At 63.5% G+C, this 16,281-nt stretch carries 7 protein-coding genes and 3 pseudogenes; 9 read left to right on the forward strand and 1 reads right to left on the reverse strand.

The genetic code is table 11. The features are described 5' to 3' along the window. Positions 1 to 18: 18 nt before the first annotated feature. On the reverse strand, positions 19 to 1,029 hold the full coding sequence (locus G5575_RS02870) for an aldose epimerase family protein (RefSeq protein ID WP_164533007.1): 1,011 nt from the start codon (positions 1,027 to 1,029) through the stop codon (positions 19 to 21). 152 nt (positions 1,030 to 1,181) lie between these two features. On the opposite strand from G5575_RS02870, the gene G5575_RS02875 reads away from it, so the two are divergent. The 9 genes and pseudogenes from G5575_RS02875 to trpS all read left to right on the forward strand — a co-directional run bounded on the left by G5575_RS02875 (position 1,182) and on the right by trpS (position 16,272). Next, a complete protein-coding gene (locus tag G5575_RS02875; protein WP_164533008.1) occupies positions 1,182 to 2,192 on the forward strand; it encodes a LacI family DNA-binding transcriptional regulator in 1,011 nt (336 codons plus the stop codon). A gap of 87 nt (positions 2,193 to 2,279) precedes the next feature. Beyond that, entirely contained in the window at positions 2,280 to 3,740 is a 1,461-nt protein-coding gene (xylB, locus tag G5575_RS02880; RefSeq protein WP_164533009.1) for a xylulokinase, read from the forward strand. Further along, positions 3,737 to 5,044, forward strand: a complete 1,308-nt coding sequence (gene xylA / locus G5575_RS02885) for a xylose isomerase (RefSeq protein ID WP_164533010.1) — start codon at positions 3,737 to 3,739, stop codon at positions 5,042 to 5,044. Before xylB ends, xylA begins: the two co-directional genes overlap by 4 nt. A 145-nt stretch (positions 5,045 to 5,189) precedes the next feature. Then, entirely contained in the window at positions 5,190 to 6,827 is a 1,638-nt protein-coding gene (locus G5575_RS02890) for a glycoside hydrolase family 43 protein (RefSeq protein ID WP_164533722.1), read from the forward strand. A 140-nt stretch (positions 6,828 to 6,967) separates the two neighbouring features. Then, positions 6,968 to 7,788 (forward strand): annotated as a pseudogene (locus G5575_RS02895) (DUF2189 domain-containing protein). An 82-nt stretch (positions 7,789 to 7,870) separates the two neighbouring features. Next, positions 7,871 to 10,569, forward strand: a pseudogene (mutS, locus tag G5575_RS02900) (DNA mismatch repair protein MutS). Then, the gene (locus tag G5575_RS02905) at positions 10,550 to 13,351 is read left to right on the forward strand and encodes a [protein-PII] uridylyltransferase (protein ID WP_164533011.1); all 2,802 of its coding nucleotides are present in this window, start codon (positions 10,550 to 10,552) and stop codon (positions 13,349 to 13,351) included. The pseudogene mutS and the gene G5575_RS02905 overlap by 20 nt, the downstream one beginning before the upstream one ends. A gap of 364 nt (positions 13,352 to 13,715) precedes the next feature. Next, a pseudogene (gene murJ, locus G5575_RS02910) lies at positions 13,716 to 15,094 on the forward strand (murein biosynthesis integral membrane protein MurJ); the annotation flags it as partial. Positions 15,095 to 15,240: 146 nt separating this feature from the next. Next, complete coding sequence (trpS, locus tag G5575_RS02915) at positions 15,241 to 16,272, forward strand: tryptophan--tRNA ligase (RefSeq protein WP_164533012.1); 1,032 nt, start codon at positions 15,241 to 15,243, stop codon at positions 16,270 to 16,272. Positions 16,273 to 16,281: the final 9 nt, after the last annotated feature.

A 16,281-nucleotide genomic window follows, 5' to 3' on the forward strand; every position in this document is an offset into this window, starting at 1 on the left:
GCTAGCCTTTGCCAAGCCTTACGCGATCTCGAACTCGCTCCAATGCGAATAGGGGCGCTCGGGCGAATAGATGATGTTGGGGAAATGGGGATTGTGCAGCGCATCGCTCAGCATCTGATCCTCGAGGCAGAAGCCCGACGACTTGCCATAGCGCTTGCCGCCAAGACCGGGCACCGCAACGTCGGTCCAGACGCCATTATAGACCTGTACAGCCGGCCGATCGCTCCAAAGCTTGAGGGTGAGGTCTTGGTTCGGCGAGACCACGGTTGCGATCGGCTCGGCCTTGTTGCGGCCGCTGTCGAGCATCATGCCGATATCGTAGTCCACGCCCTGCCCCTGGGCATCGCGCATGGTGCGCCCTTGGCGCAGGTCATAGATGGTGCCGCGCGAGGGGAGGATTGCGCCGGTGGGGCAAAGGTCGGGGCCGACTTCGGAATAGGCCGAGGAGTTCACCTGGATCGTGTGATCGAGCACCGTTTCGGTCGTGCCGAGGTTAAAATACTGATGCTGCACGACGCTGAGCGGCGTCGGCCGGTCGGTCGTGGCATCGAGCTCGAGCCGCAAGCGGTTGCCCTTGAGCGTATAGGTCGCCGAAAAATTGACGCTCCCCGGAAAGCCCATGGCGCCATGCAGGGAATGATGGGTAAAGCGCACCGCGTTGTTGGCGCTGTCGACCTGCCCATTCCACACCTGCCGGCCCAAGCCCTCCGGACCGCCATGCAGGGTCAGCGATCCCTCGTTGGCAACGAGCTCGTGCTTCACGCCGTCGAGCGTAAAGCTTGCATCCTTGATGCGATTGGCGACGCGCCCGGCGATCGAGCCGAAATGCGGCGAATGCTCGGGATAGGGCTCGAACGTGTCAAAGCCGAGGACCACGCTACGCGTACCCCCAGCAACCGGCACCCGCCAGTCGCGCACCACGACGCCATAGGAGATGATATCGACCTCGACCCCGGTATCGCTCACCAGCCGGAACTGATCGACCCGCTGGCCGCGGAACGTACCGAATTCGGAAACCGTGACAGCCATGTTCTTCCCTCCCAATTGCGGCGTGAGGTCTAGCCCGATCATGCGCCGCTCGCAACGGCGCACTTGACGGTGGGGCGCAACGCCCGCAAGTCTTTGCGACGGATGGTGAGGGTTCTAGGTTGACCGATGAAAGCTTAAGGCGCCGGGCCACCGTGCACGATGTTGCGCGAGCCGCGGGCGTATCGCTGGCAACGGTCGACCGGGTGCTCAATGGCCGGCCCGGCGTGCGCGCCGCTACGGCGGAAAAAGTCGAAGACGCCATAAGCAAGCTCGGCTTTTCGCGCGACCTCAATGCCTCGCTGATGGCGCGGGCTCGCGATCTCCACGTCATCTTCTTCATCCCCGACGGCTCCAACGAATTCATGGACAGCCTTGCCGCTGCCGTCGACCGCCGCTTCGGCCCAGCCCTCGCCGATCGCATGCATCTTGAAACCCGCCGCATGCGGGCGCTTGATGCCCTGGCTCTGGCGCAAAACCTCGATGCCCTCGATCCGCGCGCCTGCGACTGCGCAGTGATCGTTGCCAGCGAAGAGCCCGAAATCATCGCCGCCGTCGACGCCGCCCATCGCCGCGGCATTGCGGTGATGACCCTGGTATCGGACCTTCCCGGCTCAGCCCGGCGCAATTTCATAGGCATCGACAATGTCGCAGCCGGCCGCACCGCAGCCTCCCTTCTCGGTCGCTTCCTGCCGGGTGGCGGCCAGGTCGCGGTCGTCGCCGGCTCGCTTCACCTGCGCGATCATGCCGAGCGGCTTGAAGGCTTCAAATCGGCGCTTGCCGCCGAGTTCGAAAGCGTCGAGATCATCGGCCTGGCCGAAGGTCACGACGAGCGCGCCGAAACAGGCGATATCGTCACCGGCCTCCTCGACCAGCACCCCGATCTTGCCGGCCTCTACAATCTCGGCGCCGGCAATGCCGGCCTCGTCGAAGCGTTGGAGCGCAACGGGTGTTCGAGCCATCTTCGCGTCATTGCTCATGAATTGACCGCCCCGACGCGCGCCGGACTCCGCAGTGGCGCCATCGACGTCGTGCTCGACCAAAACCCCGACGGCGAAATTCGCGAAGCCATCAGCGCCGCCCGCGCCCTGGCCCTTGGCACCGGCCGCAGCGCTGAAACAAACCCCATTGAAATTGGGATTTTCCTGCGCGACAATCTCAGGTAAGTAAGCGCCATGCGAAAAGCGGCGCGGCCAAAAGGCCGAGGGAGGATGATCGATGTTTGTGATGAAGGTTCTTGAGGTACGTGCCTCATGACATTTCTCGGCATTGATATCGGCACGTCCGGCGTCAAGGCGCTGCTGATCGACGACGTCGGTAAGCCCATCGGCGACGCTTCTGCCCCTGCGGTTGAGCCCGTCCGCCCGCATCCCGGCTGGTCCGAACAGAACCCCCAGGACTGGTGGACCGCCACGCTCGGTGCCATCGACGCGCTCAAGGCCAAGCATCCGGCAGAACTCGCTGCCGTCAAGGGCATTGGCCTTTCCGGCCACATGCATGGGGCAACGCTGCTCGGCGACAACGACGAGGTCCTGCGCCCGGCTATTTTGTGGAACGACGGCCGCTCCGCCGCCGAATGCCTCGAAATGGAAGCGGCGCTGCCCAACCTGCGCGACCTCGCCGGCAACATCGCCATGCCCGGCTTCACCGCACCGAAAATCGCCTGGGTCCGCAAGCACGAGCCCGACATCTACCGCCAACTCAAGAAAGTTCTGCTGCCCAAATCCTATGTGCGGCTTTTGCTGAGCGGCGAGCATGTGGAAGACATGTCCGACGCTGCCGGCACATTGTGGCTCGATGTGGCGAAGCGCGACTGGTCCGATGAACTGCTCGGTGTCACTGGCCTTAGCCGCGCCCACATGCCGCGCCTCGTCGAAGGCTCGGCCATTGCCGCCGAGCTCAAGCCCGAACTCGCCGCGCGCTGGGGCATGGGCAAGGTGGTGATTGCTGGCGGCGCCGGCGACAACGCTGCTGCCGCCTGCGGCATCGGCGCCATCCGCCCCGGCGAAGGTTTCGTGTCGCTCGGCACTTCCGGCGTGCTCTTTGTTTCCAACGACCGCTTCAGCCCCAATACCGAAGGCGCCGTCCACGCCTTCTGCCACGCTATCCCCGATACCTGGCACCAGATGGGCGTCATCCTCTCGGCCACCGATTCGCTGAATTGGCTCAGCCGCATCACCGGCAAGAAGCAGGCCGAGCTTTCGGCCGAAGCCGAAGCGCAGTTCAAGGGCCCGGGCGAAACCATCTTCCTGCCCTACCTTTCCGGCGAACGGACGCCACATAACAATGCTGGCGCGCGCGGCTCCTTCACCGGCCTCAGCCAGTCGACCGAAACCGCGCAGTTGGCCCAGGCCGTCATGGAAGGCGTAACCTTCGCCATGCGCGATTGCCAGCGTGTGCTCGCCGATGCCGGCACAAGGATCGACCGCCTCCTGGCGGTTGGTGGCGGGTCGAAATCTGCCCTGTGGCTCAAGATGCTGGCCACCAATCTTGACATGGAGATCGCCCTCCCCGAGGACGGCGATTTTGGCGGTGCGCTGGGCGCGGCGCGGCTCGGGCTTTGCGCGGCAACCGGCGCCGACCCGGCCGACGTCATGACCATGCCGCCGATAAAGACAACCATTGCGCCCGACCGATCCCTGTCGGCCGCCTATTCCGATCAATATGCGCGCTACCGCGCACTCTACCCCGCCATCGAGGAGGCACGTTCGTGAGCGATTTTTTCAAGGGCCTGGAACAGGTCAAGTTCGAAGGCACGTCCAGCAAGAATGCGCTGGCCTATCGCCACTACAACAAGGACGAACTGGTCGCCGGCAAGCGCATGGAAGACCATATCCGCCCCGCCATCGCCTATTGGCACACGCTGGCGCAGGAAGGCGGCGACCCGTTCGGCGGCCGCACATTCGATCGTCCCTGGTTCGACAAGGGTCTTGAAGGCGCCAAGCTCAAGGCCGAAGTGGCCTTCGAATTCTTCAACCTCATCGACGTGCCCTTCTTTGCGTTCCACGACGTTGACGTCGCGCCCGAAGGCGAAACGCTGGCCGAGAGCAACAAGAACCTCCGCGTCATCGGCGACATCATTGCGCAAAAGATGCAGGAAACCGGCAAGAAGCTCCTCTGGGGCACGGCTAACCTCTTTTCCAACCGCCGCTACATGGCCGGTGCCGCGACCAATCCCGATCCGGCCGTCTTCGCCTATGCCGCCGGCCAGGTGAAGACCGTGCTCGAGCTGACCCATGAACTGGGCGGCGAAAACTACGTGCTCTGGGGTGGCCGCGAAGGTTACGAAACCCTGCTCAACACCAAGATCGGCCAGGAACAGGACCAGATGGCCCGTTTCCTGACGCTGGTGATCGAGCATGCCGAAAAGATCGGCTTTACCGGCCAGATCCTGATCGAGCCCAAGCCGCAGGAACCCTCCAAGCACCAGTACGATTTCGACGTCGCCACCGTTTATGGCTTCCTGCAGAAGTACGGTCTCGAAAAGAAGGTGAAGTGCAATATCGAAGTCGGCCACGCCTTCCTTGCCGGCCATAGCTTCGAGCACGAACTCGCCGTCGCCTCGTCGCTCGGCCAGCTCGGCTCGGTCGACGCCAACCGCAACGACCTCCAGTCCGGCTGGGATACCGACCATTTCCCCAACAATGCGGGCGAAATGGCGCTGGCCTTCTACTACATTTTGAAGCAAGGCGGCCTCGGCAAGGGCGGCTTCAACTTCGACGCCAAGGTGCGCCGCCAGTCGCTCGACCCCGCCGACCTGCTGCATGGCCACATCCTCGGCCTAGACACGCTGGCCCGCGGCCTCAAGGGCGCTGCCGCGCTGATCGAGGACGGCGAATTCGACAAGCTCCTCGATGACCGCTACGACGGGTGGAATTCCGGCATCGGCGCCGACATCCTGGGCGGCAAGCTCAGCCTCGCCGACATCGCGGCCAAGGTTGAAGCCGACAACATCAACCCGCAGCCCAAGTCCGGCCGCCAGGAATATCTCGAAAACCTGGTTAATCGGTACGTTTGACATCGCGGGCCGCCGGCCCTCGGCTCCCTCCCCCCTTGAGGGGAGGGGCTGGGGGTGGGGGTCCCTCGGTGATCCACTAAACGACCCCCACCCTCATTCCCCCCCTCAAGGGGGAGGGAGGCGCTGGAGCTGCATCGTCATGCCATTGCTGACCAACCCCATCCTCCCCGGCTTCAACCCGGATCCCTCCATCCTCCGCGTCGGCGACGATTACTACATCGCCACCTCGACCTTCGAATGGTTTCCCGGCGTCCAGATCCATCATTCCAAGGATCTCGCCAACTGGGACCTCGTCACCCGGCCCCTGACCCGCAAGACGCAGCTCGACATGCGCGGCGATCCGGATAGCTGCGGCGTCTGGGCGCCAGACCTGACCCATGACGGCGAGCGCTTCTGGCTGGTCTATACCGACGTCAAGCGCAAGGACGGCTCGTTCAAGGACGCGCACAACTACATCGTCTGGGCCGAAAACATCGAAGGCCCCTGGTCCGACCCGATCTATACCAATTCCTCGGGCTTCGACCCCTCGCTGTTCCATGACGACGACGGCCGCAAATGGTTCGTTAACATGACCTGGGACCACCGCGTTCGTCCGTTGTTGTTCTCGGGCATCGTCATCCAGGAATTCGATCCCGAGGCTGGAAAGCTCGTCGGCCCGATCACCAATATCTACAAGGGCACCGACCTCAAGCTCGTCGAAGGCCCGCATATCTATAAGCGTAACGGTTGGTATTACCTCCTCACCGCGGAAGGCGGCACGGCCTATGACCATGCTTGCACCTTTGCCCGCTCGCGCACCCTCGACGGGCAATACGAGACCCATCCCGACAAGCACATTTTGACCTCCAAGGACGCGCCGCTCGCCGCCATCCAGCGCGCCGGCCATGGCGACATCGTCGAAACCCCCGATGGCAAGACCTATCTCGTCCATCTCGGCGGCCGCCCGACCACGCAGGAGCGCCGCTGCGTGCTTGGCCGCGAAACCTCGATCCAGGAAGCCTATTGGGGTGACGACGACTGGCTTTACGTCAAGAACGGGCCCGTGCCGTCCCTTCATGTCGAGGTCCCGGGTACCCGGGATGAACAGGTCTGTTGGGCCGAGCAGCGCTACACGTTCGAAAACGGCTTGCACAAGGATTTCCAGTGGCTGCGTACCCCTGAACCGGAGCGCATCTTCTCGACCGAGGGCGGCAAGCTTCGTTTGTTTGGCCGCGAATCCATCGGCTCCTGGTTCGAACAGGCGCTGGTTGCCCGCCGCCAGACGCACTTTTCCTACGATGCCGAAACCGTTGTCGACTTCAAGGCAACCGACGAGCGCACCATGGCGGGTCTCACCGCCTATTACAGCCGCTACAACTTTTTCTACCTGGCGGTGACCGCCCATGCCGATGGCCAGCGCGAACTCTTGCTGATGTCGTCGGAAATGAGCTGGCCCGACGGCAAGCTCAAATTCCCCGCCGCTCCGGTGCAGATCCCCAATGAGGGCAAGGTCAAGCTGGCCCTCACCATTCGCGGCCGCGCCCTCCAGTTCTTCTACGCTCTTGAAGGCCAGGCACTGCAGCCGATCGGCCCGGTCTTCGATGCCTCGATCCTTTCGGACGAGTGCGGCGGCCACCAGGCCCATGGCAGTTTTACCGGCGCCTTCGTCGGCGTCGCCGCCCATGACCTCAACGGCACTGCCAGCCCTGCCGATTTCGACTACTTCATCTATCGCCCGCAGCACGACCCAAGCGATCGCTATGAAGTCGAAGAACTGGTCGCCGGTCGCGGCTACTCCGCCTGATCACGATTTCTCGCGCCGGGGGCGACAACCTCCGGCGCGAGGCGTAGGCTTTCCTTTGTAGCGGTCGCAGGTTCTGCGTCACGTGCCACAATCGGCGCCACGCCGGGTCTTGCGGCCTCCTTACCCGAGGAGAGACCTTTATGGCCCGAATGCATATCATGGCCGGCGTCGGCGATAAGCTCGACATGCCGGCGATCCGCACCATTTCCACCGCCGACCTCAGCGACGTTCTGCGCCGCGGCGCCGCCGATTTCTGGGCCAAGCCCAGCCACTACATTCTGTTGATCCTGATCTACCCGATCATCGGCATCGTGCTGACGGTGTGGATGGAAGGTTTCCACACCTGGCCGCTGCTGTATCCTCTGGTGGGTGGCTTCGCCCTCCTCGGACCCATCGCCGCCCTCCCGCTTTACGAAATTTCGCGCCGCCGCGAGATGGGGAGGACACGAGTTGGAGCGAGGCACTGAGTGTCTTCCGCTCCCCGGCCATCGGCTCAATCCTGGCTGTCGGCGCCATGCTTTTGGTGCTGTTCACCCTTTGGCTGACCGGCGCCCAGGCGCTTTACGAGTCGCTCTTCGGCGCCTCGACGCCCCGCACGCTGACCGGACTTCTGACCCAGGTAACATCCGAACCCGGTGGCCTGACGCTGCTTGCCGCCGGCTCCGCGCTAGGCGCGCTCTTCGCCCTTGTCGTGCTCTGCACCACCGTTATCGCCTTCCCGCTGCTGCTTGATCGCGACGTGGGCGCTTATGTCGCCATCGAAACCTCGTTGCGTGCGGTGATGCACAATCCCGTGCCAATGCTCGCCTGGGGCCTGATCGTCGGTGCCGGCCTCTTCCTCGGCTCGCTGCCGCTCTTTGTCGGTCTCGCCGTGGTCCTGCCGATTTTCGGCCACGCCACCTGGCACCTCTATCGCAAAGTTGTCGAACCGGCCTCGGTGATCCGCACGGCCAGCAACTAGCGGGGCAAAGCTTGGCCGGGGCGGTTGTTTTTTTGGTGCAAGGTCATAAGGTCTCGGCTTTCCGCCGGGACCTTTCTGCTTGATGGACCAGACGCCGATCGATACCGCCCAGCCGCAGGGCCTGACGCCGATGATGGCGCAGTATTTCGAGATCAAGGCGGTCAATCCCGGCTATCTGCTGTTTTATCGCATGGGCGATTTCTACGAGCTCTTCTTTGAAGACGCTGAGGTCGCGAGCGCTGCTCTCGGCATCGTCCTCACCAAGCGCGGCACGCATCTGGGTCAGCCGATCGGCATGTGCGGCGTGCCGATCCACGCGGCCAACGACTACCTTAACAAGCTGATCAAACTCGGCCACCGCGTCGCCATCTGCGAGCAGATGGAAGACCCCGCCGAAGCCAAGAAGCGCGGTTCCAAGTCCGTCGTCAAACGCGACGTCGTCCGGCTGGTCACCCCCGGCACGCTGACCGAGGACGATCATCTCGACGCGCGATCGTCCAATTACCTTGCAGCGCTCTCCATGGTGCGCCACGGCGAGACCGATTTCGCCCTCGCCTGGGCCGATATTTCTACCGGCGAAACCTTTGTCGCAGATCTCACTGCCGCCGAGCTTGCCGACGAAATGGCCCGCATCGACCCGGCCGAACTGTTGTTGACCGATGCGACGCGCGCTCTTTTGACCGAGCGGCATCTTTATCCGCCCGCCTGGTTGCCCATCGCGACGATCATCGAGACGGTGGATAGCGAAGTTGCCATGCCTCTCCTGCGGCAGGCCTTTGCCGCGGACCTCTTTGATCCGACCTCGCTGTCGCGCGCCAGCCGGGCTGCGCTCGGAGCGCTGGTCGGTTATGTCGGCGAGTCGCAAAAAGGCCGCCGCGCGCCGTTGCGCCCCCGGTTACAGCGGCGACCGGCACGACGATGGCGATCGATGCGGCAACGCGCTCCTCGCTCGAAATCCTCCAGACCCAGCGCGGTCAATCCAAGGGCTCGCTGCGCCACGCCATCGACCTGACGGTCACCGCGCCCGGCGCCCGCCTCCTTGCCAGCCGCCTCGCTGCGCCCCTGCGCGACAGCAAGGCCATCAATCGCCGGCTCGATGCCGTGGCGCGGCTCGTCGACGATACGCTGCTGCGTGCCCAGCTTCGCGCCGACCTCAAGGCCGCCCCCGACCTTGCACGTGCCCTTTCCCGGCTGGCGCTGGAACGCGGTGGACCGCGCGATCTCGCCTGTGCCGGGAGGGCGATCGCGGCTGCACTCAATCTGGCTGAGCAACTTGGGCGCCAGCCGGACTTGCCGGAGAACCTCCAAGAGCTCACCGCGACCCTCGCCGCGGCGCCGCGCGACCTCGCCACCGAGCTTGCCGCAGCGCTCGACGACGACCTCCCGCTCCTTTCCCGCGATGGCGGCTTCGTCCGCCCGGCCTATGACGGGCGCCTTGACGAAGAACGCGCGCTGGGCTCGGAAACCCGCGCCGTGGTCGCTGCCCTCCAGGCCCGGCTGATGGACGAAACCGATTTGCGATCGCTCAAGATCAAGCATAACGGCGTCCTCGGTTTTTTCGTCGAAGTGCCCGCCGCCCATGGCGCCCGGCTCTTGGAAGCCCCCTTCCGCGAAACCTTTATCCGCCGCCAGACGCTTGCCAATTGCATGCGCTTCACCACCACCGAACTGGCCGAGCTCGAAACCCGCATCGCCCAGGCCCACGGCGCCGCGCTCGATATTGAAATCGCGATCTTCACCCGCCTGCGCGAAGCGGTCTTGGCGCAAACGCTCGAGTTGCAGGCCCTCGCCGATGCCCTCGCCGAACTCGACGTCACCGCGGCCCTCGCCGAAGTCTCCGCCACCCGCGCCTATTGCCGCCCCGAGGTCGATGACAGCCTTGCCTTCGCGATCGAAGGCGGCCGCCACCCCGTGGTCGAGCTCATGGTTAAGACCGAAGGCCAAAGCTTTGTCGCCAACCACGCCGACCTTTCCGGCAGCGACGCCGAAGGCGGCGGCTCGCTCTGGCTCGTCACCGGCCCAAACATGGGCGGTAAATCCACCTTCCTCCGCCAGAACGCCCTGATCGCCATCCTCGCGCAAATGGGCTGCTACGTCCCCGCCGACTCGGCCCATATCGGCGTCGTCGACCGCCTCTTTTCCCGCGTCGGCGCTTCCGACGACATCGCCCATGGCCGCTCGACCTTCATGGTCGAAATGGTCGAAACCGCCGCCATTCTGAACCGTGCGACTCGTCGCAGCTTGGTTGTGCTTGACGAAATCGGCCGCGGCACCGCGACCTTTGACGGCCTCTCCATCGCCTGGGCCGCCGTCGAGGCCTTGCACGAGACCACTGGCTGCCGCGCGCTCTTCGCCACCCACTTCCATGAACTGACCAGTCTCGCCAAGACGCTGAGCCGGGTTTCCAACGTCACCATGAAAGTGCGCGAATGGGAGGGCGAGGTCGTTTTCCTGCACGAGGTTGGCCCCGGCGCCGCGGATCGCTCCTATGGCATCCAGGTGGCGCGGCTCGCCGGCCTCCCCGATCCGGTCATCGCCCGCGCCAAACAAGTTCTTGATGTGCTTGAGCAGCGCTCGGTCGGCACGGCGTCTTCCAAGGACAAGGCCAGCGTGCTAGACGATCTTCCGCTCTTTGCCCATCGGCCCGCCCCCGCCGAAAAGGCTAAGGACGTTGTTCACGAAGCGCTGGATACAATCCGGCCGGATGAGATGACCCCGCGTGAGGCCATTGAGGCGCTTTACCACTTGAAGAAAATCCGTGATGACGCTCGCCGAAACTGAGGCACGGCCCAAAAAGCCGCAGTTCGGGCTTAAGACCGCAGATCAGATCATTGCCGAGCTCGATGCCCTTGTGGGCGAGGGTTCGGCCAGGGACACCTCTGCCCGCCAGGCCGTCCTCGCTCATTTCCGCGAAACGCTGACCGCGGCGCGTCAGAATGCCGAGGCCGAGCTCTTGGCAACCGGCAAGGGCACCCGCTGCGCGCAGAACCTTTCCGCCGCGCAGGACGAAATCATCACCGCCATTCATCGCTTTGCGACGACGCGGGTCTATCCGGTGACCAACCCCTCCGGCGCCGAAGCCATCGCGCTCTCCGCCGTCGGCGGCTATGGCCGCGGCACCCTCGCGCCGGGCTCCGACATCGATCTCCTCTTCATCCTGCCCTATAAGCAGACGCCCTGGGGCGAGCAGGTCACCGAATATATCCTCTATATGCTGTGGGACCTTGGCCAGAAGGTTGGCCATGCCGTCCGTTCGGTCGACGAATGCATCCGCATGGCTCGCGCTGACATGACGGTGCGTACGGCAACGCTTGAAGCTCGCTTCCTCACCGGCGACCGCACGCTCTTCGACCAGCTGGTGCATCGCTTCGAAACCGAGATCATGCCCAAGACCGGACCCGAATTCATCGCCGCCAAGATGGCTGAGCGCGATGAACGGCACCGGCAGATGGGCAATACCCGCTATGTGGTCGAGCCCAATATCAAGGACGGCAAAGGAGGTTTGCGCGACCTCAACACCCTGTTCTGGATCGGCAAATACTTCTACCAGGTCAAAACTTCGCAGGAGCTGGTCGGCAAGGGCGTGCTCAATCCGGGCGAGTACAAGCTCTTTTCGCGCGCCGAAGACTTTCTCTGGGCCGTGCGCTGCCACCTTCACTACATCACCGGCCGCGCCGACGAAAAACTGACCTTCGACGTTCAGCCCGAACTCGCCTCGCGCATGGGCTATGCGCAGCGCCTCGGCATGCTGGGCGTCGAGCGCTTCATGAAGCGCTATTTCCTGGTCGCCAAGGATGTCGGCGACCTCACCCGCATCATCTGCGCCAGTCTCGAATTCCACCACGCCAAGGACATGGATCTGGTTGGCCGAGTGCTGGCCCCGTTCCGCTCAGGCAAGAGCAAGATCAAGGGCGAAACCGCCTTCATCGTCGATACCGGAAGGCTCAATCTTGCAACGCCGGACGTCTTCGAGCGCGATCCGGTCAACATCATCCGCGCCTTCCTGGTCGCCGGACGCGAGGAACTGCTGTTCCATCCCGACGCCATCAAGGTCATCCGGGACTCGCTGCGCCTGATCGACAATCACTTGCAGAACGATCCCAAGGCCAACGAGCATTTCCTCGCCATCCTCACGAGCCCTCTCTCGGTCGAGCGCATCCTGCGGCAGATGAACGAGAGCGGCGTGCTCGGCAAGTTCGTCCCCGATTTCGGCAAGATCGTCGCACTGATGCAGTTCAACATGTACCACCACTATACGGTGGACGAGCATCTGATCCGCTCGGTGGGCGTCATGGCCGATATCGCCAATGGCGGCATGCGCCAGGAACTGCCGCTGACCCATGAATTGCTGCCACAGCTCAACGATACGCGGCTGCTTTATGTGGCGCTCTTCCTCCACGACATCGCCAAGGGCCGCCCGGAGGATCACTCCATTGCCGGCGCCCGCATCGCGCGAAAACTCTGTCCGCGCTTTGGCCTCTCCGCCGCCGAAACCGACACTGTCGCCTGGCTGATCGAATATCACCTGCTGATGTCCGAGATCGCCCAGGCTCGCGATATCCAGGACCCCGAAACCGCCATCGCTTTTGCCGATGTGGTGCAGTCGCCGCAGCGCCTGGCGCTGCTGATGATCCTCACCGCCTGCGATATTCGCGCCGTCGGTCCCGGCGTCTGGACCGGCTGGAAGGGCTCGCTGTTGCGTGCCCTCTACTACGCCACCGAGCCATTGCTCTCCGGCGGCCACTCGCAGGTCAGCCAGTCCGATCGCGTGGAGCAGGCACGCCGGGCGCTCGCCGCCACGCTCACCACCTGGGCGCCGGACGCCATCGAGACCTATATCGCCCGCCACTACGACCATTATTGGTTGCGCGCCGAACCGGAACTGCAAACCGAGCATGCGCGCCTGATCCGCCAGGCGGACTCGACGGCGCAGGCCTTTGCCGGCTCCATCCGCGTCAAGGCCTTCGAGGGCATTACCGAGGTCAGCTTCTACGTCCCCGACCATCCACGGCTGCTGTCTCTGATCGCCGGCGCCTGCACCATGCAGGATGCGTCCATCATCGGCGCGCAGATCTTTTCGACCCGCGACGGCTATGCCATCGACACTTTTCGCCTCCGCCGCTCTTTCACCTCCGATGAAGACGAAAAGGTCCGCGCTACCCGCATTATCGATACGGTCAAGCAATTGCTGCAAGGCAAACGCACCGTGCTGATCGACCTCGGCAAGGAATCCCGACACAACCGCCGCCTAAAACCCTTCGCTTTGCCGGCCGAGGTCTCGGTATCCAATGCCATCTCGGAAAAGTTCACCGTCATCGAGGTCTCGGGCCTCGACCGGATCGGTCTTCTTTACGCCCTCACGCGCGAAATCTCCGACCTCAGCCTCACCATCGGCTCCGCCCATATCGGCACCTATGGCGAAAAGGCCGTCGACGTCTTCTACGTCACCGACCTCACCGGCCAGAAGATTCACGTGAAACAGCGGCAGCGTAAAATCCACGACGCGCTGATGAGCGTCTTCGAAAAGCGTCCGGTAGAGGAGAAGCGGGTGGCGAATGGGTGATTTGGGGCACGCACCCAGCATCTTGTGCGTGTGGCCCCACCCCACCCTCGTTCCCTCCCCATCAAGGGGAGGGAGGCGCCAGATCTATCCGCTTGCGCTGAACCCCTCGCTCCCCCTTGTGGGGAGGGTAGCGCAGCTCGGCCACCTGGCCGTAGCGCAGCTAGGGTGGGGGTAGTTTCCTCTTGAGCCTCTTCCGCAACTTTCTCTCCGTCGGCTCCCTAACTCTCGTTTCCCGGGTCGCCGGCTTTGCCCGTGACGCCCTGATGGCGGCCGTGCTCGGCACCGGCCCTGCCGCCGACGCCTTTTTGCCGCCTTTCGTTTTCCCAACCTCTTCCGCCGCCTTTTTGCCGAAGGCGCCTTCAATACTGCCTTCGTGCCCATGTTCTCCGGTGCGCTCGAACAGCAGGGCGAGGACGGGGCAAAACTGCTGGCGGCGCGCGTCATGAGCTGGCTCGTCGCCATGCTGATCGTCGTCACCATTGTCGTCGAAATCTTCATGCCGCAGATCATGGTGGCCTTCGTCCCCGGCTTCGTCGACGATCAGCAAAAATTCGACCTCACCGTGCTTTTGACGCGGATCATGTTCCCCTATCTCGCCTGCATGTCGCTGATGGCGGCCTATGGGGCGATCCTCAACACGCTCGGGCGCTTTTTTGCCGCTGCCTTCGCGCCGGTGCTGCTCAACCTCGTCAACATCGCGGTCATGATCCCGCTCGCGACCTTTTGGATAATGAGCCCTGCCGATGCGACGATCTGGGTGGCCATCGCCACCATGGCCGGCGGCGTCGCCCAACTCTGGCTGGTCTGGTCGGCGATCGATCGCGCCGGCTTCCGCCCACGCTTTCAGCTGCCGCGTTTCGATCCCGAAGTGCGCCGCTTCTGGGTTCTGGCCATTCCGGCAATTCTTGCCGGCGGCATTACCCAGATCAACATCTTCGTTGGCACAATCATCGCCTCCGGCGCCGATAACGCGATCTCCGTCCTCTCCTATGCCGATCGCCTTTACCAGCTGCCGCTGGGCATTATTGGCATCGCCATCGGCACCGTCCTGCTCCCCGAACTCAGCCGTCACCTCAAGGGTGGCCGCGAAGCCGAGGCCCGCGCGTCGCAGGACCAGTCCCTTTTCGTTTCCATGCTGCTGACCATGCCGGCCGCCGTCGCCCTGATCGCACTGGCCGAACCCATCGTCCGCGTCCTCTTCGAACGCGGCCAGTTCGACGCCATCGCCACGGTGCAGACGGCGCAGGCGCTGGTCGCCTTCTCCACCGGCCTCCCCGCCTATGTGCTGATCCGGGTTCTGCAACCGGGCTTTTTGCCCGCGAGGACACGATCACGCCGACGCTCTTTGCCGGTGTCAGCGTCGTGGTCAACATCGCCATTTCCATCTGGCTCTTCCCCACCCTGATCCATGTCGGCATCGCCATCGCGACCGCCGCTTCGGCCTGGGTCAACGTTGCCCTCCTGGCCGTAACCCTGGCCCTGCGCGGCCATTTCCGCCTCACGCGGCATCAGTGGCTGGCGCAACTCGCCATTGTCCTCATCAGCCTGATCATGGGCTCCGCGCTCTGGATCCTTGCCGATCGCGGTGCCCACTACCTTGACCCGGGCGTACCGCTCTGGCAGCAGCTCGGCGTCCTTTCGGTGATCATGCTCTTCGGCTTCGTCACCTACTTCACCCTCGCCCACATCTCCGGCACCCAGCGCCTGGGCATGCTGTTCCGCAGACTGCGGCGGTCAAAGTAAGCACCCAATTTACTCACCCACCGGGTGTCACCCCGGCCTTGAGCCGGGGCCCATCTTGAGATCTCAGGATGGATCCCGGCTCAGGGCCGGGATGACATCGCGTGTGATCAGAGATAGATGTCCCACACTAACAGTTCGGGTTTCTCATGACTTTCACACCCCGCGTATTTTCCGGCATCAAACCTTCGGGCGATCTGCACCTGGGCAATTACCTTGGCGCCATCCGCCGTTTTGTGCCGCTGCAGGATACGCATGAGACCATCTATTGCGTGGTCGACATGCACGCGATCACCGTCTGGCAGGACCCGGAAGATCTGAAGCGCTGGACCTACGAGATCGCTGCCGCTTACATCGCTGCGGGCGTCGATCCGACCAAGTCCATCATCTTCAACCAGAGCCAGGTCGTCGAACACGCCGAGCTCAGCTGGATTTTCAACTGCGTCGCCCGCATGGGCTGGATGGCGCGCATGACCCAGTTCAAGGACAAGGCCGGCGAAAACAGCGAACAGGTGTCGCTGGGCTTGTTCGCTTACCCCTCGCTGATGGCGGCCGACATCCTCCTCTACAAGGCTACGGCCGTGCCGGTGGGTGAAGACCAGCGCCAACACCTCGAGCTGACGCGTGACATCGCCAAGAAATTCAATCACGACTTCAAAAAACAGATCAAGGCGCTGAGCGGCGAAGACGAGTTCTTCCCCATCACCGAAACGCTGGCCACCGGTCCCGCCATGCGCGTCAAATCGCTAAAGGACGGCGGGAAGAAGATGAGCAAGTCGGAAAGTTCGGACCTTGCCACGATCTTCATGATGGACGACGCCGACGCCATCGCCAAAAAGATCAAGCGCGCCACCTCCGATGCCGAGCCCCTGCCCTCCGAAGCCGCCGGCCTCGAAAATCGTCCTGAAGCCGAAAATCTCGTCGGCATCTATGCGGCTTTGTCGAACCAGAATGTCGGCCAGGTGCTAGCCGAATTTGGCGGGCAAGGCTGGGGCAAGTTCAAGCCGGCTTTGGCCGATCTTGCCGTCGCGTCGCTTTCGCCCATTGCCGATGAAATGAAGCGGCTCGTTGCCGATCGCGGCGAAATGGACCGCATCCTGCGCGACGGTGCCGATCGCGCCCGCGCCATCGCCCAGCCGATCATGGCCGATGTGCGAAACATCGTCGGCTTCGTGCGCTAGGAGATGACG

The organism is Devosia aurantiaca (assembly GCF_011058215.1).
Taxonomy (GTDB): domain Bacteria; phylum Pseudomonadota; class Alphaproteobacteria; order Rhizobiales; family Devosiaceae; genus Devosia; species Devosia aurantiaca.